22 protein-coding genes, 1 other RNA gene and 1 pseudogene are annotated in these 26,225 nt (G+C 51.4%); 13 read left to right on the plus strand and 11 right to left on the minus strand.

All coding sequences use genetic code 11. The features are described 5' to 3' along the window. Positions 1-48 precede the first annotated feature (48 nt). The 3 genes from NDA02_RS10070 to NDA02_RS10080 all read left to right on the plus strand — a co-directional run bounded on the left by NDA02_RS10070 (position 49) and on the right by NDA02_RS10080 (position 2,481). A complete protein-coding gene (locus NDA02_RS10070) occupies positions 49-180 on the plus strand; it encodes a hypothetical protein (RefSeq protein WP_277879036.1) in 132 nt (43 codons plus the stop codon). After that, on the plus strand, positions 164-1,555 hold the full coding sequence (locus NDA02_RS10075) for a mechanosensitive ion channel family protein (protein ID WP_190790397.1): 1,392 nt from the start codon (positions 164-166) through the stop codon (positions 1,553-1,555). The genes NDA02_RS10070 and NDA02_RS10075 overlap by 17 nt, the downstream gene beginning before the upstream one ends. 116 nt (positions 1,556-1,671) lie before the next feature. After that, positions 1,672-2,481, plus strand: coding sequence for a glucose 1-dehydrogenase (locus NDA02_RS10080; protein ID WP_190790398.1), 810 nt, complete (start codon positions 1,672-1,674; stop codon positions 2,479-2,481). Here the strand turns inward: NDA02_RS10080 and NDA02_RS10085 are convergent. The 3 genes from NDA02_RS10085 to NDA02_RS10095 form a co-directional block, all read right to left on the minus strand. Next, positions 2,448-3,365 carry an alpha/beta fold hydrolase gene (locus NDA02_RS10085; RefSeq protein WP_348254886.1) on the minus strand — a complete coding sequence of 306 codons (918 nt, stop codon included), beginning with the start codon at positions 3,363-3,365 and terminating at the stop codon, positions 2,448-2,450. The two genes, NDA02_RS10080 and NDA02_RS10085, sit on opposite strands and share 34 nt — an antisense overlap. 261 nt (positions 3,366-3,626) lie before the next feature. Then, positions 3,627-3,980, minus strand: a complete 354-nt coding sequence (locus NDA02_RS10090) for a FeoC-like transcriptional regulator (protein ID WP_190790400.1) — start codon at positions 3,978-3,980, stop codon at positions 3,627-3,629. Then, positions 3,970-4,755, minus strand: coding sequence for a MinD/ParA family protein (locus NDA02_RS10095; RefSeq protein WP_190790401.1), 786 nt, complete (start codon positions 4,753-4,755; stop codon positions 3,970-3,972). Before NDA02_RS10095 ends, NDA02_RS10090 begins: the two co-directional genes overlap by 11 nt. 102 nt (positions 4,756-4,857) lie before the next feature. Here NDA02_RS10095 and NDA02_RS10100 point away from each other — a divergent pair, with 102 nt between their 5' ends. The 5 genes from NDA02_RS10100 to NDA02_RS10120 are packed head-to-tail and all read left to right on the plus strand — an operon-like array spanning position 4,858 to position 10,099. Next, complete coding sequence (locus tag NDA02_RS10100) at positions 4,858-5,370, plus strand: cyclic nucleotide-binding domain-containing protein (protein WP_190790413.1); 513 nt, start codon at positions 4,858-4,860, stop codon at positions 5,368-5,370. Between the two features lie 34 nt (positions 5,371-5,404). After that, positions 5,405-6,190 carry an amino acid racemase gene (locus NDA02_RS10105; protein ID WP_347277821.1) on the plus strand — a complete coding sequence of 262 codons (786 nt, stop codon included), beginning with the start codon at positions 5,405-5,407 and terminating at the stop codon, positions 6,188-6,190. A 30-nt stretch (positions 6,191-6,220) separates the two neighbouring features. After that, positions 6,221-7,228 (plus strand): ABC transporter substrate-binding protein, encoded by a 1,008-nt coding sequence (locus NDA02_RS10110; RefSeq protein WP_190790403.1) that lies wholly within the window; start codon positions 6,221-6,223, stop codon positions 7,226-7,228. Positions 7,229-7,235: 7 nt separating this feature from the next. After that, complete coding sequence (locus tag NDA02_RS10115; protein WP_190790404.1) at positions 7,236-8,609, plus strand: cation:dicarboxylase symporter family transporter; 1,374 nt, start codon at positions 7,236-7,238, stop codon at positions 8,607-8,609. A gap of 11 nt (positions 8,610-8,620) precedes the next feature. Next, positions 8,621-10,099: a cache domain-containing protein gene (locus NDA02_RS10120; RefSeq protein WP_190790405.1), complete on the plus strand. Its 1,479-nt coding sequence runs from the start codon at positions 8,621-8,623 to the stop codon at positions 10,097-10,099. 73 nt (positions 10,100-10,172) lie between these two features. Here the strand turns inward: NDA02_RS10120 and NDA02_RS10125 are convergent, their stop codons facing one another. Beyond that, the gene (locus tag NDA02_RS10125) at positions 10,173-11,195 is read right to left on the minus strand and encodes a spore photoproduct lyase family protein (protein WP_199296370.1); all 1,023 of its coding nucleotides are present in this window, start codon (positions 11,193-11,195) and stop codon (positions 10,173-10,175) included. A 478-nt stretch (positions 11,196-11,673) separates the two neighbouring features. On the opposite strand from NDA02_RS10125, the pseudogene NDA02_RS10130 reads away from it, so the two are divergent. Continuing rightward, positions 11,674-12,737 (plus strand): annotated as a pseudogene (locus tag NDA02_RS10130) (spore photoproduct lyase family protein). 73 nt (positions 12,738-12,810) lie between these two features. Here the strand turns inward: NDA02_RS10130 and ssrA are convergent. Next, positions 12,811-13,196: a transfer-messenger RNA gene (ssrA, locus tag NDA02_RS10135) on the minus strand. 219 nt (positions 13,197-13,415) lie between these two features. Continuing rightward, positions 13,416-13,991 carry a L,D-transpeptidase gene (locus NDA02_RS10140; protein ID WP_347277822.1) on the minus strand — a complete coding sequence of 192 codons (576 nt, stop codon included), beginning with the start codon at positions 13,989-13,991 and terminating at the stop codon, positions 13,416-13,418. Between the two features lie 99 nt (positions 13,992-14,090). Between NDA02_RS10140 and NDA02_RS10145 the strand changes: the two genes are divergently transcribed. After that, positions 14,091-14,642 carry a hypothetical protein gene (locus tag NDA02_RS10145; protein ID WP_348254889.1) on the plus strand — a complete coding sequence of 184 codons (552 nt, stop codon included), beginning with the start codon at positions 14,091-14,093 and terminating at the stop codon, positions 14,640-14,642. A gap of 85 nt (positions 14,643-14,727) precedes the next feature. Here the strand turns inward: NDA02_RS10145 and NDA02_RS10150 are convergent, their stop codons facing one another. After that, on the minus strand, positions 14,728-16,557 hold the full coding sequence (locus tag NDA02_RS10150) for a protein kinase (protein ID WP_348254891.1): 1,830 nt from the start codon (positions 16,555-16,557) through the stop codon (positions 14,728-14,730). 414 nt (positions 16,558-16,971) lie between these two features. Further along, positions 16,972-18,039 carry an SGNH/GDSL hydrolase family protein gene (locus tag NDA02_RS10155; protein WP_348248926.1) on the minus strand — a complete coding sequence of 356 codons (1,068 nt, stop codon included), beginning with the start codon at positions 18,037-18,039 and terminating at the stop codon, positions 16,972-16,974. 293 nt (positions 18,040-18,332) lie between these two features. Here NDA02_RS10155 and NDA02_RS10160 point away from each other — a divergent pair, with 293 nt between their 5' ends. Beyond that, entirely contained in the window at positions 18,333-19,694 is a 1,362-nt protein-coding gene (locus NDA02_RS10160) for a DUF3370 domain-containing protein (protein ID WP_347277823.1), read from the plus strand. A gap of 51 nt (positions 19,695-19,745) precedes the next feature. On the opposite strand, the gene NDA02_RS10165 is transcribed toward NDA02_RS10160, so the two are convergent. After that, positions 19,746-20,123, minus strand: a complete 378-nt coding sequence (locus NDA02_RS10165; protein WP_348254893.1) for a hypothetical protein — start codon at positions 20,121-20,123, stop codon at positions 19,746-19,748. Between the two features lie 303 nt (positions 20,124-20,426). On the opposite strand from NDA02_RS10165, the gene NDA02_RS10170 reads away from it, so the two are divergent. Then, on the plus strand, positions 20,427-21,377 hold the full coding sequence (locus tag NDA02_RS10170; RefSeq protein ID WP_348248922.1) for an aldo/keto reductase family protein: 951 nt from the start codon (positions 20,427-20,429) through the stop codon (positions 21,375-21,377). 87 nt (positions 21,378-21,464) lie between these two features. On the opposite strand, the gene NDA02_RS10175 is transcribed toward NDA02_RS10170, so the two are convergent. After that, positions 21,465-23,258 carry an alpha/beta hydrolase gene (locus NDA02_RS10175; RefSeq protein ID WP_348254895.1) on the minus strand — a complete coding sequence of 598 codons (1,794 nt, stop codon included), beginning with the start codon at positions 23,256-23,258 and terminating at the stop codon, positions 21,465-21,467. 268 nt (positions 23,259-23,526) lie between these two features. Further along, positions 23,527-24,201: a cadmium resistance transporter gene (locus tag NDA02_RS10180; protein WP_190790411.1), complete on the minus strand. Its 675-nt coding sequence runs from the start codon at positions 24,199-24,201 to the stop codon at positions 23,527-23,529. A 174-nt stretch (positions 24,202-24,375) separates the two neighbouring features. Here NDA02_RS10180 and NDA02_RS10185 point away from each other — a divergent pair, with 174 nt between their 5' ends. Continuing rightward, positions 24,376-25,590, plus strand: a complete 1,215-nt coding sequence (locus NDA02_RS10185) for a class I SAM-dependent rRNA methyltransferase (RefSeq protein WP_190790412.1) — start codon at positions 24,376-24,378, stop codon at positions 25,588-25,590. Positions 25,591-26,225: the final 635 nt, after the last annotated feature.

Consider the following 26,225-nt stretch of genomic DNA (forward strand, 5'->3'; position numbering starts at 1 on the left):
TCATGCATACCCTGCGGCAGGTGACAAGCCCTGAATGAATCTGCCAGCATGGCACGCGACGGCATGGTTGATCTGACGGTTTATCTGACTGAAGCAGGTCTTTGCTTGCTTGTAGCCGTTTTGTATCGATCGTGCCGTCGATGTGATGTTTGCGATACTCGCCATGCCACGGCTGATTAAATTTCAACGGTTTTGGGCGATCGCCCTGATTACGGCATTTGCAGTTTTGAGTGGTCTGCCCGGATGGGCACAGACTGCTCCAGCGAGTTCGCCAGCCGCTTCAACGCCCGTGCCGGAAGCTTCATCCGAAGGGCTATTCTTTGCTGATGTGGTGGTGCGAGGACAGCCCATTTTTCAGATTGGCGGACTGACGAATTTAACCGCGGCAGAGCGGGCACGAATCATTAACCGCCGCATTGGCAGCATTTTGGCACAGTCCGAAATAGAGCGCTCGGTCAGGGTGCGGGTAAATTCCACCCGATCGGTTGCCACGCTGCAAGTTAACAATCGCGTTTTGATGACCATCACCCAGCAGGATGCTCAGGACTTTAATCTGCCTGTCGAAATCTTGGCACAGCAGTGGGCAGACGAGTTGACCGAAGCATTTGATCAGCCGCCTTTAGCGATCGACGTGGGACAACGGTTATATTCCACGATGCGGCAGTTTTTGCGAGATGCGATCGATCAGTTGCCTGCTCTGATTGGTGCGTTGCTGGTAATAGCACTCACTTGGGCGTTTGCAGCGAGTATGCGGCGAGTCGTGCTGGCAGGGGCAGGACGTTGGGAGATTGATCACAACTCAAAAGTGCTGGTGAGCCGTCTGGGATACGGAGCCGTCTGGGTGCTGGGGACGATCGTGGCACTGGGCGTTTTAGGACTGGATTTTGCGGCCCTGTTTGGCACGCTGGGACTCACGAGTGTGGCAATTGGCTTTAGCTTGCGGGATGTGTTGAGCAACTATTTTTCGGGAATTATCTTGCTGGCATCGCGTCCGTTTCGGCTGGGTGATCAGATTGTGATTAAAGAATACGAAGGAACCGTTACCCAGATCCAGCTCCGGGCAACCCGAATCAAAACCTACGACGGACGCACAGTTTATATTCCCAACCAGGAAGTTTTTAACGCCAGCATTGTGAATAACACGATGGTCAAAATTCGCCGTAGCGAGATCACGATCGGCATTGACTATGAAGCCGACATTCAAACTGCTCAGCGAATTATTGAAGACGTGCTGCGGCACACCGAAGGCGTCGAGGCAGACCCATTGCCCGAAGTTCTAGTTTGGGAGCTGGGAGCCAACGCCGTGAAGCTTCAGGTGCGAATCTGGGTCAGTTCCCGTCGTCAGTTGTTTTTAGAAAGCACCTCACGAGCCGCGATCGCGATTAAAGAAGCCTTGCAGGCAGCCGGAATTCCGATGCTGACCGAGATTTATACCATCAGGCTTCAGGATCAGCCCTCGGATTTGCCGCATCGCCACTTAGTGGACTCGAAGGACTCGAAGTCCTTTGCCCAAAGTGATGCCACCCATTCTTCTAACGGAATCTCGATCGATTAAAAGCTGCGGGTTAAAAAGCCGATCGCCGATTTCTTCCTTTGGAGAGGTGGAGCGAAAGCAGAGCTGTGGGTGAAACTGGGAAGCGTTCTGGCATATTGCAAGCTTCTGAGAAAACGATGAAAGGATTAAAGGGAAAAACCGCACTGATTACGGGCGCAAGTTCGGGAATTGGACAGGCGATCGCCGTTCGTTTGGCGCAAGAAGGCTGCAACATTGCGATCAACTACCGTAAAAATCCTGAAGGCGCAGAAGATACCGAAGAGCAGGCAATGCAAAAAGCCTGTGGACAGGCAGAAGAATGCGGCGTGCAGTCCCTATTAGTTCAGGGCGATGTATCCCAAGAAGAAGACATCGTAAACGTGATCAGTGCGACTGTTGACAAGTTTGGCGGTCTAGATATTTTGATCAACAATGCTGGAATTCAGACCGAGCAAGCCTCCCACGAAGTATCAACCGACGAGTTCGATCGTGTAATCAACGTTAACTTGCGTGGAGCCTATCTCTGTGCGCGAGAAACAATTAAACATTTCCTGGCTCAGAACCGCCCCGGTGTCATTATTAATGTCTCTAGCGTTCACGAAGTCATTCCCCGCCCTTCCTACATCAGCTACTCGATCAGCAAAGGCGGCATGGGAAATATGACTAAAACCCTAGCTCTGGAATACGCCAATCGCGGTATTCGGATCAATGCGATTGCCCCCGGAGCCACCATTACGCCCATTAACGACGCCTGGACCCATGATCCAGAACAAAAGGCGATCGTCGAAAGCCACATTCCAATGGGTCGTGCTGGAACGTCTGAAGAAATGGCAGCCGCCGTTGCCTTCCTGGTTTCGGATGAAGCGACCTACATCACCGGGCAAACGCTATTTATCGATGGTGGACTCACGCTCTACGCCGATTTCCGGGAAGCCTGGTCAGCCTGAGCTGCAAACCACTCAATCAATAACGGATTGACGATCTCAGGAGCTTCGTCCTGGGGACAGTGACCAATTCCAGGTAACGGCACAAATTGCTTGACCGCCGGAAATTCCGCCAGGGCTTTCCCCTTCTCAAACGGCTCCCACGGGTCATCGATTCCCCAAGCAATCAGGACTGGAACCTGAACTTGTGGCAGGAGATCCTCTGGTAAAACGCCTTTGGAATAAGTGATGAACGACAGAAACACATCGGCTGCGCCCTCGTCCTGGGCAGGCTTGAGCAAAATTTCGACCAGCTCATCGGTAACGGCTTCTTTGCGGCTATATGCCTTCAGTAGTGCTTTGCGAATCACTTGCGGCTGAGCCAGCTTTGAGAAAAAGAAGTGCCCGATCGCCGGATGCGTCAACAGCTTTTGCACCCGCGGAAAAACAATTCGTCGATACCAGTTCAGCTTTCGCTCATGCTGGAGCCGCAATGCACAATCTAACAGGGCTAGCGACTTTATTTGCTCAGGCTGATTCACTGCTGCCTGTAATCCCACCAAACAGCCGATTGAATTTGCCGCAATATGGACAGGTTCGTCAATCACGTCTCGGCAAAAATCGTTAATTTGTTCGCCCCAGGTCTTAAATCGGTAGTGAATTGCTTCTCCCGGCTTGGGTTTCGCCGATTCGCCAAAGCCAATCAGATCGATCGCATACACCCGATGCTGCTGTGCTAACGCTTCAATATTCCTGCGCCAGTGCCGACAGGATGCCCCCAGCCCGTGAATCAGCAAAACTGCCGTTCCCGCCGTTCCTGCGGTTTGATAGGCGATCGAAAACCCGCGCCACTGCCAAAATTGAGTTGTGAGCTGAGAACCAGACGCGATCGATTGATTGATAATCATAGAAATGGGTTGAAGAAATTGTTGAAACGAAAAACTAGAAAGTTTGTCGATCGGTTCTGGATAAGGATAAAGGGGGTGCTGTCATGCTTTTGAAACAGTGAAAGCAATCCTTAGAGAGTCTTGAGAAGAAGATATATCCGAACTGCCCCCTTTCAGGCATCCCTTTTGTAATAGGCAGTTCTACCCGTCTCAAAGTCCCCCAGTGTTGAGGGTTATCAAGAGAAACAGCGGGGGCAATGCGAAAGTACCCGTCTCACCAACTTATTCCAGTGCGTCCCAGATATTTTTGGGAACACTGCTGCGTCCTTTACGAGAGATGAGATTCGGCTGATAGTGGCAAGTATTGGCTTGTTCAACTTTCTGGATAAATCCTTGAGCAATTAGCTCGCTCAGCAAAGCTTCAATTGCGGACTCCGATTGATCGAAATGAACAGCAATCTCAGAGACCGTTGCCTGCTGGTGACGAACTAGCCAATTCATCAGCGATCGTTCCCTTTCCGCTAGAAACAGCAAATCTGCCATTGTTCGCGTGGATAAGCCTGCGCTGCGGCGGGACTGTTTTCTTGCAGGCTGCTCCGCCTGGGGTTCTAATTGCCATTCGGGATTATCCGACATACTCCAGTGCCAGTAATTTTTGCGCGACGGTATGCACTTCTTCGCTAAACGTATGGTGGGGATGATGCAGCCAAAACACGCCGCCGCTTGCCAGTTGCAGCATTTCCTCGTTTTCGTAGAACAAACCGCCCACCGGAACGCCGTAGCGCGTTTGCACTTGTTCCAGCACCGAAGCACGAGAGAAGGCTTGAGGCGTTTTGTTGACCAGCAGCATAATATTGGGCACGTCGAGCCGCTGCGCCACTTCTAAAGTCACTGCCGTACCCAGAAAATCTTGGCGATCGGGACGCAGAATAATCACCATCGCATCGGAAATTGCGATCGACAGCAGCGTTTCCTCGTTTAAGCCGGGGTGCGTGTCGATAAAAAGGTAGTCCAGGTCTAGCTGTTCGGTGAGTTCCTGAAAGCCTTCGTTCAGCAGACCAACATCAAAGCCTTCTCGCAGCACCTTGGCGATTTCTCCGGCTTTGAGGCTAGAGGGCACCAGATAAACCTTGCCTGCGAGATTAGCGGTTCCGGTGGCAGTTTGGAGCTGAGAAGTGACATCATAGGCAGTTTTTTCAATGGGGCACTGTCCCCATAAATAATCGTTCAGCGAGTAGTTAAAGGAATCTTCGTCCAGACCGAAAATGACGTGAATTCCGGGCGACTGAATATCAGTGTCTACAATGCCAACTCGCTTGCCCTGACTAGCGATCGCCACTGCCAGATTTGCCGTCAGGTTAGATTTCCCCGTGCCACCCCGGAAGGAGTGAATTGAAATGATTTGAGACATAAAGCGTCCCTCTAATAAAACCAGGATTTTGAGATAGGCGATAAACCTGAATACAGTATGGGAACAATGGGCGAGAAACTATCACACTTCAGTAACGACTTTATGGAAAAGCGAACTTATGCACCGGGGGACGTGGTGTATCAGGAAGGCGATGCCAGCGACAACGTTTATCTAATTAAAAGCGGACGGATTGAGCTAGTCGATCGCTATCCCGAAACAGGGGAAGTGGTGGCAAAAACGCTGGGTGTGGGCAAAGTCTTTGGTGAGATTGAGCTAATCGATCGCAAGTCGCGTTCCTCAACGGCAAAAGTGATGGAATCGACGAAAGTTATGATCTTCAGCCACGAAGAAATTCTAGACGTTTTGTTTAAACACCCGGAACAAAGTCTGGTTCTGGCACGGGATGTCTTCGATCGCCTCAGGCAGCTTTACAGCACCGATAGCCTGGACGCAGAAATGACCAAACTGCGCGAAGAAATGCACGAAACCATCAAGAAAGCGGTGATTAGTCATGAATCTCGCGTGGTCAAAAGCCATAATGGCATGGCGGCAATTGCAATTCCGATCGTGTTGCTGGTGGCGATCGTCATTGGCATTCGTGTCTATCTACATTAATTTCGCTAATTTATTCCCGTTGCGAGCTTTTGTCGTGCGACATTTACAACTTACGCCTCAGCAAATTGCAGTTCCCGGAATTATGGGCGGTATGGGTCCGCTTGCCCATCTTGAGTTTGAACAGCGGTTGATTCAAAAAAATCTAGAGCGAGGCAACAGCAGCGATCAAGATCATCCGGTCTGGTTGTTGGTGAACGCATCGAATATTCCCGATCGCACAAAAAGCATTGTCGGAGAAACCGCCGACTGCGTGCCCTGGCTGCTGCACTATGGGCATTTGCTAGAACGGTCCGGCGTTGACTTTATTCTGGTGACTTGCAACACCGCCCATGCGTTTTACGATCGGGTTCAGCCTCAGCTCAATGTTCCCTGGATTCATTTAATGGAACAAACAGTACAGTTCATCCGAGTTGCTCATCCCCAGGTGCGGCGAGTGGGGGTTTTGGCAACAGACGGCACATTAAGAACTGAACTTTATACGCGTAGCCTGACCCAGACCGGGTTAATTCCAATCGTGCCCATGCTGGGGTCGGGGGTGCAGCTCCAAATAATGCAGTCGATCTATCATCCCAATTGGGGAATCAAAAATGCAGGCATTTGGATTTCTGAGCAGGCAATACAAGCGCTTCAGCAGTCGATCGAATGGCTGCAACAGCAGGGCGCAGAGCTAGTGATTGCAGGATGTACCGAGCTTTCCGTCGCACTGACACGCATGGAAACCGTTCCCCTGCCGTGGGTTGACCCGCTCGAAGTGGCAGCATCGCTAACGCTGGATCTGGCGTTTGGTCGGCGATCGCTGCAATCGATTTGGGCAGCCTGAATTAAATGCAACTCCCCCATGCAAGCGACAATGCGGAAACCCCTGATCAAGCTCATCGGATGGACGACGCTGGTGCTGCTGCTCTGGTTGGCGGTTCCGATTGCAATACCAGACGCAGTTGCAAGTCACAGTGCAGCTCAAAGCCCCCCTCAAAGTTCTCCTCAAAGTCCCCCTCAAAGTTCCTCATCAATTCAGGATGGAGAGGGCGAAAGAATCTTAAGGACAAAACAGGCCCCGAATGCAGGCTCCGCAGCCCTGCAAGAGAGCCGATCACCCATGCCGCCAGACGTTCAGCGGATTTTGCGGCGCGGTAAGCTCGTGGTGGCAATGCTAAATCAAGACAATCCGCCTTTTTTTATAACTGCTGAAGGAACGCCAGAAGGCTCCGACGTTCAGGTTGCGCGATCGATCGCGGAGCAGCTTGGGGTTTCGGTAGAGTTTAATCGATCGGCAAAGACGTTTGATCAGGTGGTGCAGACGGTGTATCGTCTCGATGCGGATCTGGCAATCTCGAAGCTGAGCCGAACGCTGAGCCGTGCTAAATTTGTGCGTTTTAGTCAACCTTACGTCACCATGCGGCAGGGTTTGCTGGTGAACCGACTTCAGCTTGTACAGCAGGCAAACGGACGCAGCATTCCTGAAGTGATTCGGAATTTGGAAGGCAAGATCGGCGTGATCCAGGGATCTTCCTATGTTGGGTTTACTCAAAAGCGATTTCCCAAAGCAGAAGTGGTCGAGTTTCCGTCCTGGTCTGCCGCGGTGGATGCGGTGATTCGAGGTGAGGTGCTAGCAACCTATCGCGATGAACTGGAGGTTAAGAAAGTAGTACTCAGTAAACCCGATGCTGCCCTTCAGCTTCAGACGATTGCCCTGACCGACACCGAAGATGCGATCGCCATTGCCCTTCCCTGGGACAGCCAACATCTGCTGGCATTTGTGAATCAGGCACTTGACACGATGAATATCAATGACACCGCAGATAGCCTGCTGCAAGCTTATTCCAATCGGCTTCAGACCAATTCTCAAGGAAAGCGGTAGGAAAGCGATGTCAAAGTATTTCTCAAGATATTTCTCAAAGACCTCCTCAAACTATCCCAAGTTTTTCTCCGTTCCATTCCTGATTCGGTGGCTAAAAAGTCCCTGGACGATCGCCGTTAGCGTTGGGCTGAGTATCTATCTAGGAACTTGTCAGCCTCAGATTGCCGCGTCGATCGCCCCCCTGGGACAGTTTTATTTAAGCTTGCTGAAGATGTGCGTTCTGCCGATTTTGCTTTCTGCGGTAACAGTGAGTACAGGGCGACTGATGATGACGGATAATGCCGCTCGATCGATCCGGCGCATTGCCGCTGTGTTTCCGATCGGGTTGCTGCTGGTGAGCAGTATTGCCGTTGCGATCGCCACCCTGGCTCAGCCGGGGAAAAATCTTTCGGCTTCAGCTCTGAAGAAATTAGGCATTTTAGTCAATCAGTCGGGAATCGATCTGGAAATTTCATTAAGCGGGGCAGAAATACAGCCTGAAGAATTTCCGCTGAATCAATTGCTGGTCAATCTGATTCCAGAAAATATCTTTAGTGCGCTGAGCGAAGGGCAAACGCTGAGAGTTTTAGTGTTTGCGCTCGTCTTTGGCATTTCGCTGGGACTCGTGCGAGAACCTGCCACGCAATCGTTGTTTGCAGCGTTAGAAAGTGTTTATCATGCCTGCAATCGGCTAATTCAAGGATTAACTGTTTTATTACCGCTTGGGTTATGCAGCTTATTGACGACCCAGTTTTCGCAGTTGGGCATTGATATTCTGTTTTCCATGATTCGGTTTGTGCTGATTGCCATTCTCACTTTTGTCATCATTTATATTCTCAGTACCATTATCATTTGGCGACAAACCAATCAATCATTTCTAACCGTCCTAGCACAGCTTAAAGAGTCAACCTTTCTGGCACTGGCAACGTCGAGCAGCCTTGCCTGCATTCCCTCAGCAATCTCCGCGCTGAGCAACGGTTTAGGCTTCGATCGCCAAACAACCCAGCTTTTGACGCCGCTTTCGATTACACTCTGCCGCTTTGGATCGGTGATTTACTTTGCCCTGGCTGCTCTGTTTGTCGCCCAGCTTTACAACAAAGATTTGAGCGGGGGACAGTTGGCACTCGTCGTGGTTCTCTCGATTCTAGCGGGCATGGCAACTTCGGGCGCAACGAGCGTGATCACGCTGACCATGCTCGACATTGTGCTGAATCCCCTGAAACTTCCCTTGGAAGCAGTGCTGGTGCTGTTTATTGCGATCGATCCCATTGTTGATCCCTTCCGCACCTTGGGAATTGTCCATACAGGGATTGCCGCAACTGCCCTAGTTGCTCAATCCGAAGCGGAACCAAGGATCGATATTTCAACCCTTCCGCCCTGTTTACCCGACTCTACGCTGTGAGGAGATTTTCCGTGACCCGACTTCGCTCGCTGCAAAACTATCTCCGGTCAAAAGCAGGTACGCCTGGTCTCAAAGTCAGCCTGGTAGGAGCGATACTAGCAACCGTAGGCGCAACGGCTGCGATCGTCTATATTCCCTGTGCAATGACTTCGCGACGCAACGTGAATACGCTGATGACTCAGGTCAATCAGGAAATTGCCAATGCCACCAGTCAGGAAGTCAAGCGGCTGTTTCTGAGTGCCCAATCCGCGCAGCAGCTTGTAGACAGCAGTTTTACGCAGGAACTGATTGACCTGAACAATTGGCAGGAGCAGGAAGCCTTTTTCCTGAGTACCCTTGCTGCCAATCCCGACTTTACCTGGATTCAGCTTGGCTTTGCAGACGGTGATTTTGTCGGCGTACAGCGCACTGCGGATGATTTGCTGCACTTTCACGTTCGCGATTGGGATGGCAGGACTCGCACTACCCACAGCACCATTCGCACCTATCAGGTAGAAAATCAGGAATTCAAGCAAATTGATCAGCACTCCGCCCCGATGGAGCCTGCGTTTTATGCGCCTGATCGCCCCTGGTATAAAAGTGCAATTCGTACTGACGGAAAGCCTGCCTGGACGGTTTATATTTATCGATCGACCAACGCGCCAGGAATGGATACAACGATTCGTCTACAGCAAGATCAAAAGACGATCGGAGTGATTGGAATTGGAATCGAGTTGGCTCAGCTTTCACGATATCTCGAACGCATGAAAGGCGATCGATCGGGAGAAGCCTTTATTCTCAATCCTGAACAGGAATTAATTGCTTCAACCGATCCGCAGGAAGTTTTTTCAGAGGCAAAACGTCAAACCCAGCTTCAGCAATTGAGCCAGGCGCAGAACCCGCTGCTTCAATTAGCAAATCAGACGATTCAAGCCCAAAAGATAAACCTTAGTACAATTCAAAATCAGCAGGAATACGTTTACGTCGATCCCAAAACCGGAGAGAGCTATCGCATCTCGCTATCGCCCGTGGGCTATCTGGATTGGGTCGTGGGTGCGATTATTCCTGAGGCTGGCTACCTGGTTGAAATTAACCGCAGCAGGCAGGTTCTATTGATTGTGATTAGCGTGTTTGTCTTGATAGCCGCGGGTCTGGCAATTATTGCAGTCGATCGGATTGTGGCACGTCCGATTCTTTGCATTGCCCACGTTGCCGCAGACATTGAAGCCGAAACCTTTGAGCTAGATCACCTTTCCCCGGTCGCCCGCCGTACCGATGAACTGGGACAACTCGCCCGCATTTTTAAAAAAATGGCACAGCAAGTTTATCTACGCGAACAGCGACTCAAGCAGCAGGTTCAGGAATTAAAAATTGAGATCGACGAAGCCAAGCGACAAAAGCAAGTTAAAGAAATTGTCGAAACCGACTTCTTCCAGGATCTTGTCGGCAAAGCACAAACGATGCGCCGGCGAAAACAGTCTCGATCGGCTCACGGAGCCTCTCAATTGTAAAAACTTGATTGCAAAAAAGGGGCAGATGCCCCCCAAATTGTCGTCAAAGTTGTCGTCAAAGTTATAAAGTCACCTATGTCCAGTACAGCACCTGCGCCTGCGGAAACCGCTTATTGATCTCCCCTTCAAAGAACTGGCGAAGCTGCCTCATCGTATTGCCGTCGTACACATACTTCGTGCCGCCAAACTTGTTGCGCTTGATAATGCGATTCTGCTCGTCCATATCTAGCTTGCTGTTGGGATACCAGGCTTGCAGCACTTCCTTAGAGCCGGGCGTAAAGCGGTGCGAAATCAGCTCAAACGTGAGGTCACAGGGGAAGTCGATCGCCTGCTCGATCTGATCGAACAAATCGCTGTAATGCTGCTCCCAGTCTTCGATCGGCATAATCGGCGCGATCACTAAACCGATCGGATAGCCACCGCCGCCCTGCTCACGCGGAAGTCCGAGCTTGCGGAGTGCCTGAAGCCGCTGAGGAACAGTCGCCGTACCGCCTTCGAGCTTCTGGGAAACCCAGGCAGCATTGACGCTAACCCGACAGCGCGTATGCCCGTTATGCGGCAAATCCAGCAGCCCGTCTACGTTGTCAAACTTGGACACCCAGCGCAAATAGCCGTCCTCGCGTGTGCCAAAATAGCGAATCGCTTCTGCCAAGCTGCCCGTTAAATGCTCAATACCAAGCGGGTCGGTGTAGCAACTCACCTCAAAGCTAGTCGCCTTGCCCGGCTGCTCATACTTGCCTAGGTTGGCGAGAATCTGCGGCAGGTTAGCAAACACGCGAATCAGAGGTGGACCCTGCAAACTGCCTGCTAGATAGCAATATTGACAGTGACCCGGACAACCTTCAGCAATGTGAAACTGCCAGTCTGCGGAAGGTGGAATCGGGCTGAGCTTAAAGCTGCTGGGCGGAGCCGTCACCACTGCCAGCGTCCGCTTTGCTCTGGCATAAGTCTCGCGCTCGGTCTCACCCTTAACGCCTGTGATGCGATTGCGGCCTAACTCCTCGATCGGCAAATCGAGTGACTGCGCCCGTCGATAAAGCTCCTGTCCCCATGGCTCTTCGAGTGCCATCGGCGTAAACAAAACGCGCTCAGGCAACCACAGCCGCGATGAACGAAACGCACTCAGCTCGGGATGAATCGGTGCGGTAATATCAGTCGTTGGCTCAGGGGTTGTAGCGGGATCAAACGGACTAGTCTTAACAGTTTTAGCGTCTAAACCCGTAGTCTCTGCGGTCTCAAGGGGAAGCGTGAGTTGAGTAGGTGTAGCGATCAAAATCCAGCTCCATGAATGACCTACTTTTAGTATGACGCACTCTCAAGGAGCATGAAATCTAGAAACAGCGCGGATCCCACCACTTTCAAGGACGGTCTTCCCCGGTCAGTTAACCTGCTTTCTAAAGGCGGATATCGCGCCTGTTCGATCGCCCCTCAACCTCATTACGATCAAGACAGATCACAACCAGGAGTTTGCTTTGCATACTGCCCCAACTGCAACTGATCTTCAGATCAATGCTGAGATCAACGCTCCGATCGCTGCTCCCGCTTCATCTGGCGGCAATTCCACTCCAGAAGACATTTCGCTAAACCGTCTGCTGCAAGTCAAAGAGATTTACTATGAGCCTGCTGTATTAGAGTATGGGCGCGGACAGGAGATCCTCTCGCGTTATCCCAATGCGCGTCAGGTTGAGGTCGCTTCGCACTGGAAAATCCCCGATCTGCACGCCAACGAAGATTCAGTTGAGCATTGGAACCTGATCAAGCGCACGGTGCTGGTGCTGGGCGTGAAGAAATCGATCCAGGTGCGTCCAAACGATCGCAGCGCAGACTTTATTGCCCGTCCCATTCAAACGGGTGCGCGATGGCTTGCTCCTATTGCTTTGTTGCTCGCCGCAAGGGTTTCGCCAATCCAATTACGACGTTTGTGAATATCGAGCAGATTCAAAAATATCTTAAGCGACACGCTGCACGACAGGGCGAAAAGACGATTTCTTCTCAAACTGATCCCCAAAACTGGGTATATGAGATCGGAGAGAACAGCGATTGCTCGGTGGATGCTGCGATCTGCGATAACGTAAAGGATTTGATTACGCTCTTTCGTGATATTCCAAATGCCAAAGCGACCTTTGCGACGAAGCGAGTGAATCGTGATTTGCTCAATTACGATCCACAGGGCAAGACTCGAATTCGCTTTAGCGTCATGCCTCAATCGATTGCTCAGGTGGTAGATATTAGAACGTCCAGCATTGACGATCGCATTAATGCCGTGAATGATTTTGTGAGCGCAGGCTATGAAGTGCATCTCAATTTCGCGCCCGTCATCTATCACGAGAACTGGAAAGAAAACTACACCGCTCTGTTTCAGCAAATCGACGACACTCTATCCCCTACAGCGAAGGCACAGCTTCAGAGCGAGGTGATTTTCCTGACGCACAACGAAGGGCTACATAGCGTGAATATGGGCTGGCATCCGCAGGGCGAGAACCTGCTGTGGCGACCCGATTTGCAGGAGCCGAAGTATTCCCAGAATGGCGATGTTAACGTGCGATATAAGCGCGGCTTTAAGGGACAGCTCGTGTCGAGCTTCTGCGATTTGCTTAAGCAGCATTTGCCCTACTGCAATATTCGCTATGCGTTCTAATCTAGCTCGATAGAAACAAAAGAAATAAAAAAAAGGGGGCTGAGTTGCCCCTCATTTATTTAGTGTTGATTTTAAGTGGAGCCGACGGGAGTCGAACCCGTGTCCAAATTGGGTATTTGCATGCCGATCGTTCACAGGTTTAGCTTCTCTGATCCTCGAAGCGGGAACCGTCACTTATCCCGGACGATGGGATTCTCTGGTAAAGTCTTAACTAGATCGTTGACCAGAGGCAATAATCTAGAGCATCCGTTGAGGTTTGTCTGTAACTCTTAACGGAGTCAAATCACAGACGCTCGAACCAGTTTTTGGTGTTAGGCAGCAGCTAGTGCTTGCTTACGAGCAAAGGGCTTAATTTCATTTGCACCTATTGTGTTGAGCCATTGATTTTCGAGAGGTAGCTCGCTCTCGACCTGCATCACGACATAACGTTCGCCAACCTGTCGAAACCGTTACAGCCCCGTGCGTATATTTATTATAGCATCAGAATTTTGCTGTGGATGTAAAGCTACGGGAAGAGCCTTTATTGATGGGTCAGCGTTAACAGGATTACACCTCTCCGATCGGTTGCTGCATGGGGGCTAACAAGGAATGGCTTTGCCAGTCAATTGCTCCAGCATCGCCATCCCCTCGCTTGATAAACCCGACCGATCAGTTTGCAGTTAGTGGAGTCAGGTGGTTTTATGGTTCCACCGTAACCGGAGTTCCCACTTCAACCAGCTCATAGAGCTTACGAACATCTTCGTTATACATCCGCACGCAGCCGTGGGAAGCAGCCCTTCCGATCGACTCTCGATTAGGTGTTCCGTGGAAGCCAATCCAATTGAGTCCATCGGTCCAAAACCCAATCCATCGATCGCCGAGCGGATTATCGTTACCGGGCGGCATCTGTTCTCCAGTTAACGGGTTCGTCCAGCCTGGATGCTCCAGCTTTTGCATGACCGTAAAACTGCCCGTTGGCGTTTCCCAACCGGGTCTGCCGATCGCCACCGAATATCTGGCTTTCACTTCGTTGCCTTCATAGACATATACACGTCGCTCACCCAGCTTTAGCACCAGCCGTACAGTTAAACTTTCGGGCAAAACTGGCTTGATCGGCGGCAGTTCGGGAGGAAAAAAAGGCAGCGCACTACTGCGAACAGACACAGAGGATTCTGCTGGAACGGCAGGAGCAGTTTGTGCAGTTACGGGCAGAGTCACCATCAGGAGGCTAACCCCCAGAGGAATTTGAAGAAGGCGAGTAAAAAGAGACACGATCGCAGTTGGGTAGGAGAATGACTGAGTTCGATTTACAAAACTTCCTGCTTCGGTTTTAACCGATTCGCAACCGAGGTTTACCACAGAGCGCGAGGGCTAGTGTTATTAGCTCCTGTTGGCGGTGTTGTTCTGGGTGAGGTTGGGCTGGGCGAAGGAGTGGTGCGCGGCGTGATGCCTGACGGAGCAGGGGAAGGCGTCGGAGTGGTGCGGGGTGTAGGCAGCCCAGGCGAAGGAGAAGGCGTGAACGTTGGAGCAGGACTCGGCGTGGGGCTTGGTGTAGATAGTCCAGGTGAGGGAGAAGGGGTGAACGTTGGAGCAGGACTCGGCGTGGGGCTTGGTGTAGATAGTCCAGGTGAGGGAGAAGGGGTGAACGTTGGAGCAGGACTCGGCGTAGGGTTTGGTGTAGATAGTCCAGGCGAAGGGGTGGGTGTTGGAGTAGGACTCGGCGTGAGAGGTGCTGGCGAGGGAGAAGGAGTGGGCGTTGGAGCGATCGGCGAAGGCGTGGGTTGGGGGACATCTTGGGCTAGCCCCTTTTGCATATCACCAATTCCTGCCGTTAGCAGCAGAACGGTCAGGGGCAACGAAATCTTGAGAAAAGCAGATGACTGCTTAGCCATAATCACTCCTTACTTCACTTCAGTATTTCAGTAACGTTATCACTTCAAAGCGGTTCTCTGCCCTGGCACAATGTTGACTTTAGCCCACACCTTGCCCAGCTTCGAGGGGGGTGGCTCTTTTAGCGATCGCACGACAAATTGCCATTGACCAGTTTGCCGGTTTGCCAGGTGCCGCGCTGTGATCGTCCATCATTGAACAGAAAAATTCCGTCTCCATGACAGCGATTGTTCTGAAATGCACCCACATAGCGGTTGCCATCGCCCAAAAGCCAGATGCCCAGCCCCTCAAAGCGATCGGCTTTGAACTGTCCGATATAGCGTTTGCCGTTCGAGAAGCTGTAGGTGCCGCATCCTTCACGCTTGCCATTGCGGAATTCTCCGTCATAGCGATTGCCTGTAGGAAACACCATAATTCCTCGTCCGTCAGCAGGGCGATGAATCGCAGTTTCCCCTTTGAGGGAATTGGCATCTAGGGAGCCGTAATAACGAGTGCCATCAGCATACTCATAGCTGGGCTTGCTAGACGACGGTAAGGAGGGGGGTGGAGGTTCCCGACAGGGTAAATTAGGCAGAACAGGAGCCTGGTCAGAAGGTTGCTGTCCGGGCAGAGTAGCAGATGGCACACTGGATGTTGGCACAGTAGAAGCTGGCACAGTGGACTGGAGGCGAGAGGGTATCAGGTGGCTGGATAGCGCAATTGCCGCTGCAACGAAACCACCGATCGCCAACCGCAGTTTCCAGGGCGAAGTCTGAAATCCAGCTAGGGTAATTGTTTTGGGAGTGGTTGCCGAGGCAGGGAGAACGGGGAACGGGCTAGGAGCAAGGGTGGGAGCAACCTCTGAGGGTGAGAACTCTTTGGGGAGGAATGTTCCCTCTAAGTTTCCGTCAGCAGGAAAGCTTTTTTCAAAGGCTGGACTTACTGGGTCTGCGGCATCTTCTGCGGCAGTGACAAACGGCTCAGCGACTGAAACAAAGGGTACTATTCCTCCAAAGGAAGAATCTTGACCCATCGCCTCTGCGGCCTCGTCGGATTCCTCAAATGCCATGAGCGTGGTGAAATCCCCGATTTCCTCAGGTTCGTCATCCGGGCATTCGCCTTGCTCAGCAATCAGTTGCTCGATCGCCTGCAAGGGTTCTTCAACCGTTTGATAGCGGTCTTTGAAGTGGTAACGCACCATGCGATCGAGGATTTCGGCAAATGCCTCGCTCACGGGTGGATCAAGCGCTTGCCAGAGGAGTTCGCCGGTCTGGAAATCGCGCTGAAGCTGACTGGGGCGCACTCCCGTCAACGCTTGAATCCCAATCATGCCGACAGCATAAAGGTCACTGCTGTAGCGTGGACTGCCGCTAACCTGCTCAGGCGGCATATAGCCCTGTGTGCCAATCGAGATGGTGAGGGGTTGCTCCAAGGGCGAATCGTCCAGTAGAGTGCTGACTTGCTTCACGGCCCCAAAGTCGATCAAGACGAGCTTGCCATCTTTATGACGGCGGATTAGATTCGAGGGTTTAATATCCCGATGAATGACTTGCTGCTGATGGACAAAAGACAAAATCCCTAAAATGTCGTGCAGCCGTCGCAGCGTTTGCCCTTCCGTCCATTGCAGCACGCGGTTGTCGAGCGGTTGACCTTCAATAAATTCTTGAACCAGGAAAAATTCCTGGTTGTCTTCAAAGTGAGCGAGCAAACGCGGAATCTGATCATGATTGCCCAGGCGGTAAAGCACGGCTGCCTCTGTGTCAAACAACCGCTTTGCGACCTGCCATCGCGTCATGTTTTTGCTGTGAGGATGAAGCTGCTTGACCACGCAAAGGGGATACCCCGGCAACTGCGTATCCTTTGCCAGGAAGGTCTGGCTAAATCCACCCGATCCCAGTTGCCGAATTACGCAATAGCGTCCGCTAAGGAGCCGATCGGGAAGCAGCTTTTGAAATCGCTTAATGGAGTCCAAGGTTCTCTAGTCTCTGAAGAAGATTCCATAAACTGAAGCTCAAAGTTAAGCTCAGAGGACGTAGATGCACTCTACAACAATAATTATGTCCAATTGATGATTGCAATGTTCACTTAGGCAGAGAAATTTGTCAGACTTTAGTACAGGATTCCCTTATCCGCCTTCATCTTCCCACCCCTTTTACCATTCCCATTATGGAAAAAGGAGAGCTGAATCAGAAGTTTCTCGGTTTCTCTACCTGTCTGCATGGGAGCGGGATTGAGGGTGCGGGCAAGCTTTCAGGCAGGAGGCTTCACTAACCGCTCGTCCGCAATCGCTCGTCTGCAATCAGGCGTCTGCAATCGGGAAAAACAATGGCGCAAAAATAGCAGGGCAGCAGGGTGCGTAAGCCAACCTCATCCCCCATCTACCTTCTTATCCCTCCTTCGCCCGATCGCGCCTTTGCCGCCAAACTGCCCCTGCCCCTGCGAGAACGCCCAGTGTGCCGATCGCCGACAGTCCGCCTAACGGAAAAGACGTGGGCTGGACAGCTGTGGGTCGATCGATCAGCGTGAGCGCATTATCGCTAATTTGTTGATGGGCAGCCGTGGTGGGATGGAGGTTATCCCAGAATAAATGGCGATCGGGCTGGGCGCAAATGGTTCCGGTCGTGCGGCTGTAGCAGGGCGTGGTCAGGTCGCTGAAGTCGCGATTGTCTGTGGCTTGCACATAAAGTCTGCCGATATCGAGCCGCATTAAATCGACTTCAGGTAAGGCACGCTGCAACTCGTCGAGCTGTTGGCTGAGAAGCTGGTTGTGTCGATCGCTCAGGCGATTAAGGGTCTGAACGACGGTTTGACCTTGCTGCTTTGCCAGAGGTGTTTCACCCAGGGCGGGCAGATTGGCAACCAGAAAATGCCTTGCCCCCGACTGATAAAGGGACTCGATCGCTTTCACAATGTTTTGCACCGGGACGGACGGATTCGGTTCCTGCCCGTTTGGATTGGAACGGTTGATGCCCGACAGATAATCGTTTGCGCCCATCCAGATCACATAAAGCGCGTTGGGGTCAGCAGTTCGATCGGCAAGGAGCTGTTGGAATTCAACAATCTGGGTTTGCAGTCCCGGAATTGCGCCACTGATCGCGCTGCTAGTTCCCGTGGTGGCTCCGCCATAGGCAAAGTTCACGCTGTCTATGCCAGACGATTCGCTGCTTTGAGGATTGGGCAGGACGGCGATCGGGGTGGGGGTGAGGTTGAGCTTTTCTGCCAGATAGTCGATCCACACTGGACCATTGGAAAACCGTCCCTGGTAGTAGGGCGAAGGCGGCGCACCTGTACCTAGGAACTGTTTTGAGGCATTGAAGACGTTGCCTGTGTCGGAGAGGCTATCGCCAAACACATAGAGTTTCTGAAAGGGAGCGGCGATCGTTCTGCCAGGCAGCAAACCTGTGAATAGGGCAGCACTCGCCAGCAGCAGCGGCAGTTTTAGGCGGTATCGCATTGATGGTTAGCGTCCTGTATCAGAGGGTAGTAAGTCTTTTCTGGTGTAGCGAATCGATCGGGGTTTTGACAGTGCCTAGAAGAATAATTGTGGAATGGATGCGCTTGACGAGAAGCTTTGAGGAGTTGTAGGAATCTTGAGAACCGCTCTAAAAAACGCCGAAATCCAAAATTCAAAGCCCATGAATTGCCCTTAAATTCCGAGTGAAGAAGGTGACCAAAACGTACTACAATCCGTCCGATCGCTTCAAGGAGAAAAGGGCAATGCTGAGCGGAATCCTGGCAATGGCAGTTATGGCGCAAACTCCCCCCCAACCCGCACCACAAACTCCGGCAACTCCCCCCCAACCCGCGCCGCAGGAGATTGTGCAGCCGCAGGAAGTTCGATCGCTTTCCGGCAGTCTTGATCGAGTTCCGGTGTTTAACAGCAACAGCCCTGAACTGGTGAAAGAAGAAGGCATTTTGCTCTCGACCTTTTCGCCGGAGGGCAAAGCCGATCGATCAGCGCATCTCAACTTTCCGTTTAATGGACGGTTTGATATGTTTGCTCATCACGTTTACCGCGCCGATAACCCGGAAGATTTGCGGAGTCTGTATCTGGGCGTTTTGGTGTACAATCCGGGCGATCGTCCAGTGAGGGTGGAAGTGCTGCAAGGCGCAAGCTATCTGAGCCAGCCCGATGCCCCCTTTATCACGCTGCCGCCCGTGGTGGATAATCCGCAGGGAACGGTGTTTGCAGGTCCCGGCAGTCGGGTGATGAGCGATGTGCTGCGCGGCGATCGAGAAGCGATTTTTCCGGCACAAATTGAGATTCCGCCCCGCTCTTATCAGCTTTTAATGAATCTGCCGATTCCGGTTGCCACGCTGACTCCGCCCCTAAACGGACGATCAACCCTGATGCGGCTCCGCAGTAATGGATCAGTGTATCTGGCAAGCCTGGCACTCAGGGCAAGGCAAAATCCAGACGGCTCCGAGCTTGCCCCCACCCTAACCGAATGGACGAGCCTGCTGGAAACCGGAAAGCTGGCTTCCTCTCGCGATCGAACTCCCACTCCCCCTGATCAAACGAGCGGTCAGGTTATCTACGGTCGAGTTGCCGGGGTCGCAGAAGGATCACGCTGGGAAGCTCAGCTCACCGATTCAGGCGCAACCGATCTGGCAATTCCGGCGCCCGGTGCGGCGTTTTCCTACGGACTCGCAACGCTGCTGGGCGGCAGACTCGGAACCGAACAAAATCAGTCGGCTCGAATGCTGGTGCGCTATCCTGACACGGCATACCAGGCACACGGCAATTACGGCATTGAGTACGATCTGACGCTGCCTTTGCACAATCCTGGCAGTCAGCCGCAGACGGTGACGATCGCTCTAGAAACCCCCATCAAAGAAGACACCCTGAGCCAAAACGGGCTACGCTTTTTCGAGCCATTGCCCACCCAGACTTTCTTCCGGGGAACGGTGCGGGTGCGCTATACCGACGATCGGGGCTTACCTCAAACGCGCTATGTGCATCTGGTGCAGCGACGGGGGCAGCAGGGTGAACCGATCGTGACACTCAATTTGCCTGCGGGAGGTCGACGACTGGTGCAGTTCAGCTTTTTGTATCCGCCGGATTCAACCCCACCGCAGGTTTTGACGGTGAGGACGGCGCAGCCTTGATCCGACCTTGATCTGCTCTTGATCTGCCTTGATCTGCCAATGTGCGATCCGCTAGCTCTGGGTCGGGAAACAGCGCAACGATCCACTTGCCACCCGGTTTACCGCTTCGTATGCCCAGTCATTGGGGGTGACGTCGGGAAACTTAGAGGCAAACTGACCCGCCGGACAGGAAATGGTCGGCTCCTCGGTCAGGGGGCGTGGATCGGGGCGGCTGTCTTCCTGAGTAAATCCGGGTGTGTCGGTCGATCGATTCGGAATGGGCGAAGTCGGTGAAACTGGGCTGGGCTGGGTTTCGATCGTTGGAGCCGGAGCAGGAACGGGAATCGTTTGAGCCGAAGCCCCACTGAAACCCGGAAGCACGGCGACAGATGCCAGCGCGATCATGCCAGGAAGCGTGCGAAAAAGGGTACGAAGCGTTAAGCGATTCATAAAGCGATTTATGGAGATAGTTCGAGATAAATCTGGATAAACAGCGATGCAAGGCAGTTCCCCGAATGGGGTCATCGATTGAAGGGGCGATCGCAGTGCATTCCATTCTAAAAGGTTTCGATTCTGGACAGTGTTTGAACAGATATTGCGCTTGCTCAATCGATCGCCCGATCGCCCCCCGTCCCAGGAAAAATCCCTGCTTATCAAGATCCACCTTAAGTAAGGGTTTCTCACTTGATCAAATTGCTAGAGTTGCCAGTGCAGCTTTGACGGAAAACGGGCAAAAGCGACAAGGAGGCAGCGTTGCAGTATCGGCACTTAGGAAAATACGGGGTTCGCGTTTCTGAAATTTGCCTTGGTTCGTGGCTGACCTACGGCAATGCCAAAGACGAGAGTGTTGCCCGCGACTGCATTCATACTGCTTATGATCTGGGCATTAACTTTTTTGATACGGCGAATGTCTACGCCCGCGGCGAAACCGAGAAAGTTGTGGGCAAGGTGCTCAAAGACTTTCCACGCGAATCCTTTGTGCTGGCAACCAAGGTTTATTTCCCGATGGGGCCAGGACCAAACGATCGCGGACTGTCGCGCAAACATATTATCGAGCAGTGCAACGCCAGCCTGAAGCGATTAGGCGTAGATTACATTGACCTTTATCAGGCACACCGTTACGACCCAAATGTGCCGCTCTCGGAAACCCTGATGGCATTTGATCACCTGGTGCAGCAGGGCAAAATTCTGTATTACGGCGTGTCAGAATGGAGTGCCTCGCAGATTGCTCACGCGACCGATATTGTGCGGCTGGGGGGACTCGCGCCGATCGCCTCAGACCAGCCTTATTACAACCTGCTCGATCGCGACATTGAGCAGGAAGTTTTGCCGCTCTGTCAGCGAGAAGGCATTGGCATTATCAATTTTTCGCCTCTGGCTCAGGGCATTCTCACCGGCAAATACAAACCGGGTGAACCGTTGCCCCAGGGGTCCCGCGCCACTGACCCGAAGCAAAACGCTTTTCTCAGCGAAGAACATCTGGGTGAGGATGTGCTGACGCGAGTGCAAAACCTAAAAACGATCGCTGAACAAGAAGGACTGACGCCGAGTCAGCTTGCGCTCGCTTGGTGTCTGCGCCACGAAATTCTGAGCAGCGTGATTATTGGTGCAACACGAGCAGAGCAAGTGAAAGAAAATGCGGAAGCAGCGGGTAAAAAACTGTCGGCTCAAACGCTAGAGGCGATCGATAAGCTGTTTAGCTAATATTTATGTTTAGATGATATTTGAATGCCATTGGATTCAGATTCTGGATAAATCTGTTCGATTCACCAAGGGCACTGGTGCGGCGAGCTAATTCGCGCCCGGACAGGAACTACCCAGCGTTTCAGCCAGCGGACGCGCATTTCCCCCGTTCATCAAAGTCAGATCCAGGGGCGATCGACTAATTGATTTGGCATAAGAAGCTTGGAGGTAATCGCGGTAGTCGGGCTGCGCGGCGACATGGACTTTGGCAAAGGCAAGACTGAGGGCTTCGAGGTATCGCTGTGCCTGTCCGGAGCTTGGATTCTGGGTTTCTCCGGGAAAAAGCGATCGGCTACTCGAATGGCTACTATAAACGTGCGTTCCTTTTTTGATCACAGCCAGGTATTTGTCGGGCATCGTTAGCCAGGTAAACGGACAAACCTGTTCCAGCAGCACGGGCGAAATCAAATCATCACTGCCGCCGATCATCATGACCGGAATCTGGATTTGCTGAAGTCCTGCCTGCCCAAAAATGCCGTTGCTGGCAGAATTCATGGCAATCACAGCTTTGACGCGATCGTCTTTAAGCTGCAGGGAAGTGGGCTGAGTCGTGTGCAGGGCTTCGCACTGAAGCAACATCGAGAGATTGGTGATATTGAGGTGAGTTAAATCGGGCTGACACTGCTGTTTGAGCAGGTTGAAATTCAGGTTTGCCCCTGCCAGTGCAAGGGCAGTATAGCCGCCGAGCGAATGCCCAATCACACCAATTTGATCGAGATTTAAGCGGTCTTTGAAATTGCCCGATCGATTGAGTTGCTCTACCTGGTCGATTAAATAGCTGACATCCTGCGGACGATGCACAAATTCATCGGGAGCTGTCATTTCATCGGCTAAACCGCTTAACCAGTTGTGGAGCTGCTGCGTGTCACTACCCGGATGATCCAGTACGGCAACCGCAAATCCGTAGGAAACCAAATGCTGCGCCAGCTCTGAAAAATCACCGCGATCGGCAGCAATTCCGTGAGAAATAATCAGCACTGGGGCGGGTGTTTGAGCATTGGGTAAATAGAAATCGACGGCAAAGGCTCGATCGCGGCGGTGATCAGTCAGGGTCAGCGTTTGCTTTTGCCAGTTTGCAATTCCAACCTGCTGTAAATCAGTGCGGCGATCGAAACTTAAGGGCTGAGCGGCGGCATCGGCTGCGTTTTGCTGAGCGATAAATGCCGTAATGCGATCGGTTTGTTGGGCAAGCTGCGAAAATTCGTCTGCCACCTGCATTGCCCGATCCGCCCGCACTCGAATGCTGTGAGAAGGAAACTGTTTGATTAAGTTTAATAGCGACAATCCTTCGGCATCGGCTGCGGCTGCAATGGCTGCCGATCGCAATGCATAAAAGCCATTTTGTCGCGACTCAGTTTGAATCACCTCTCCCAAATGCTGAAGCGATGTTTCCCCCACCGAGGAATAAGTAACCTGCGAAATTTCGCCGACATCCAAATCAATTCGATCGCGCAAAACTTGACGAAATTGCTCTTTGTTTTCTGAAGGAATAAACCGGGTATAAAAGCGCAAACTGCGATCGACTTCACCTGTTTCAGCATAGGTTTCGAGTGCCTCGATCGGAACTGAAATTTCAAGCGGACCGTAGGAAATATTAACCTGCTGCGCGCATAGTGCCGGAAGCGTGGTCAGGAACGAGGAAACACTGCCGAGTAAACCAATTTGACCGAAACGCTTTACCCGTTTTCCTAAATTTGAAAATCGTAAGTTTGAAAATCGGGTAATTTTATGGTTTTGTTGTTCTGATTTGCTGTGCCGTTTCTGATCGTTTTTACCCAACACAATTTGTCCTACCGATGACATAGCATCGATCGGAACCGCACTGTCTTGATCGCAGTTCATAGTTTCAGCCGCTTTTGAAATTGAGCCGTCTTGATCACACTTTGATCGAAAGCCAATGCAAAACAATCCGCCTTTTATAAGAATTATCTGGTTCAGGAAATCTACACCCTGATTGAAATTGCATCGCATTTGAAAAAGGACAGAGTTTGAAGCGTTTTGGTTTCCTTCAGAACCGATAAAAAATTAAAGCCTGAAAAGCTCACAGATACAGAATTCGGAAATAATAGCGCAGCTTCTCCAGGATGACACGCTAAATGTAGAGCAATTTCTAAAATCCTGCACCCTGTAGTAGCAAATAAGAGTGGCTTGCAATCAGAATATAAATCCCTAATCCAATCAGGACGATCGGCACAATCCAATGACTGTAGCGCGCTAGCAAAGGTGCAACGGTCGGATGCTGACTCAAATAATTTGCCACAGCACACCAGACCGCAATCATTAGCCCAAATATAATCAGAATCACCAGCAGTGATGGGAGATTGCTGGCAGCAAATAAAGGCACATAAGTGGCAATATTATCGCCGCCATTTGCGATCGTCACCACAGCAATTTGCAGCGTTTGGGGATGGAGCAACTGAGCCAGCTTGGCCCGCAGCAAATTTTTATGAGCTGAATTCGTGACATCAGAGACAAGCTGAATCTCTGCCTCGTCTGATTCAGGACGAATTAACTGCTGAATCCCGATCGCGATTGGCAAAAACCCCAGTAACCCAATCCACGGATCAGGAATCAGCATCCCGCCGACAAAACCGGGAATCGCAGCGATGATCAGCACCAGAAAGCCCAAATACTGCCCCACCACAATTTGCCAGGGACGCAGAGAACTGGGCTGTGCCGGATTGTTTGCCTGAGCAAAAAAGAGCGTCAGCATCACGATATCATCAATATTCGTCGCGACAAAGGCAAAAACGCCCGATACGATCGCGCTGATCACCCAATTCATTTTGTTTTTTTGATTGATGTAGATTAGTTCACGATCGCCAAACTTATATTATGCACTGGAGTTGTTACCCTGGAGATTGCTCTGTTAATGAAGGGGGAATGGAAGATCCTTTACGCTCTTCAGACCATTCTGAACAGAAGCAAACCTACAAAAGCAACAAAGAAGCGTATTGCAATGGCAAAACTTGCCACCGTTCAACTTCCTGCCAACCTGAAAGAACGCCTGATGCAGGGACATCCGTGGGTGTATCGCAATCACGTTCCGCCGAATCTGCATTTGTCCTCTGGAAGCTGGGTCCGGGTGCAGTGCGGCAACTGGAAAGGGTTTGGACTTTGGGATAATCAAAGCCCGATCGCCATTCGGCTCTTTTCCCGTCAGGAACCTCCCACTCCCAAATGGATTCGCGAACAGGTACAGTCTGCCTGGGATCTGCGATCGAGTTTGCGTCAGCAAAACTGTACTGCCTATCGCTGGCTGTTTGGCGAAGGCGACGGGTTACCCGGAATTACGGTCGATTTATACGATCGATTTGCCGTGGTGCAAACTTACATGGAAAGTGCAGCGGTGCTGCTGAATTGGTTAGTTGATGCGCTTCAGGCAACTGCTTCCCTGGAAGGAATTTATCTCAAGACCCAGCATCGCTCTCTGGAAATGAACGACCGGGATGATGAGTCTGCGAACGCTCCATCCGATAGCAAAGTAAAGCTGATTTGGGGACAACCTGCACCCAAAGCGTTAATTGTAGAAGAACACGGTTTGAAATTTCAGGTAGACCTTCATGCGGGACAAAAAACAGGCTTATTTTTGGACCATCGCGAGAATCGCAAATACGTTGAAGGCTTGAGCAAAGGACGAACCGTATTAAACTGCTTTGCCTATACGGGAGCTTTTTCGCTCTACGCGCTGCGCGGTCAGGCAAGTTATGTCACTAGCGTTGACATCGGGAAAGGGCTGGCAGAAGCCGCATCGACAAATATTAAGCTCAATGGGTTGGACGATCGCCGCCACACCTTTATCACGCAGGACTGCTTCACGCTGCTCAATGATTCTATTCAGCAGGGCAAACAGTTCGATCTGATTATCCTTGATCCGCCCAGCTTTGCCAAAACCAAGCAAAATCGCCATGCTGCTCAGCGAGCCTACAGCAAAATTAATACACTTGCGCTTCGCTGTCTTGCCCCAGATGGCTTACTGGTGAGCGCAAGCTGTACGAGTCAAGTCAGCCCGGAAGCCTTTAAAGAAGCGATCGCCGCTGCCGGAGCTACCACCGGACACCAGATTCAAATCATTCACGAAATAGGTCAGCCCATCGATCATCCGGTTCCCGCCCAGTTTCCTGAAGGACGTTATCTAAAATTTGTGGTGGGGCGGGTAAGGCGATCGAACTGACCAAAAGGGGATTCGGCAATGCCAGATTCCCCAGGGATTTCATTGACTTATATCAGTTAGGCTTTTAGGCTTTAAAGTGAAATTGAGAGAGGTTTGAGCAGGATTCGGGTGCTACGTTGCCCCCTAAATTCCTCAAAAATTCCTCGAAATTGAGGGACTTTGAAATCAGGATTTTGAGATCACGATTTTGAAATTAGGATAAAGCGCAGTTTTTACGAGGATGAGCGACTGGGTCTCCATACTACTAGGTCTCTATAAAGTTCAGCAGCAGGATGTGAAGAAAAACAATCGACCGATCGCGTCCTAACAGCATTAACAAATTTTTTTGAATGAATTTTGAATGAAAGAGAATAGCTTTATAATCTGTATTTCTTTTTCTCAGAGAAGCAGGTCATTCTTTAATTGAGATTCTACTAATTAAGACTCCACTAATTGAGATTCCACAAATTCTTAATCATCTTTCGATTAAAACGAGCAAAAACAGTTCAGCTTTTGCTAAATCCCAATCGGGTTTCACAGCACAATTTTTGGAAGACATCTAAATTCTTGTAACGATTCGATCGCGGAACTGATAAATTACCTTGATCCCCAAAAGCGATCGCTTCCAAACAATGTTAATTGATTTAGCGTTTGTT

Origin of the sequence: Leptolyngbya sp. ST-U4 (assembly GCF_039962215.1) — a bacterium.
In the GTDB taxonomy this organism is placed as follows: Bacteria; Cyanobacteriota; Cyanobacteriia; order Elainellales; family Elainellaceae; genus Leptolyngbya_A.